We start from the raw sequence: 690 nt of genomic DNA, 5'->3' as shown, positions 1-690 counted from the left end.
GTCCGCCAGATCTTCTTCACCAGCCCGGACGCGGACGCCGCGTCATGGCCGCCGAAGCTGCGGAACTCCGTTGACGAAGTCGCGGCGCGGACAGTGGCCGCCGACTCCCACGCCAGGGCGGCGCCTTGCAGGCTCTCCCGCCAGCCGTCCCCGCCGCGCTCCTGCGCCGCGGCCACCGCCTTCCGGCCAGCCTCCTCGTGCTGCTCCGCGTGCGTGGCCGCGGCCGCAAGAATCCACGCGAGCATCACGTCGGCCGACCAGTTCTCGGCGTCCGGGTTCCAGACGTTCAGGACCTCCCAGGCCCCGACCTGCGCGAGCCGGTAGCCATGGTCCGCGAGGAGCGCCTCCAGCTGCGCGAGCCGGTCCTCGGAGCCGGCGGCCCACAGGGCGAGCAGGTCCGGCATGTCGCCGGCCTTCGCGCCCGCCGCCACCAACAGCCGGTCGGCAGCCCGTTTCGTCCACCGCTCCAGCGAGGTCGCGAGCGCCTCCGCCTCGGTGACTGCGGTGCCAAGCTCAGCCGGCCTGCCGCCTTTCACCAGCGCCAGGCCGCGCGCTTTTGGGAGAGCCGCCGGATCCGGCGCTGTGTCCCGCGGCGAGGCCAGCCCGCCCTCGGTCACGTTCATCGGAGTGATCAGCGAGTCGCCACCCTCGATGGCCGACAGGTTGTTCCGGGCCCGGGTCTCGTTGACC

At 73.5% G+C, this 690-nt stretch carries 1 protein-coding gene; it reads right to left on the bottom strand.

Features of this window, described 5'->3' with window-relative positions; translation table 11 throughout:
* Positions 1–690, bottom strand: a 690-nt coding sequence (locus ABD191_RS29045) for a hypothetical protein (RefSeq protein ID WP_344089172.1), incomplete at both ends; no start/stop codon positions are given.

Source organism: Luedemannella helvata, assembly GCF_039528415.1.
Taxonomy (GTDB): domain Bacteria; phylum Actinomycetota; class Actinomycetes; order Mycobacteriales; family Micromonosporaceae; genus Luedemannella; species Luedemannella helvata.
This window is presented reverse-complemented; position numbering and strand designations above follow the sequence as displayed.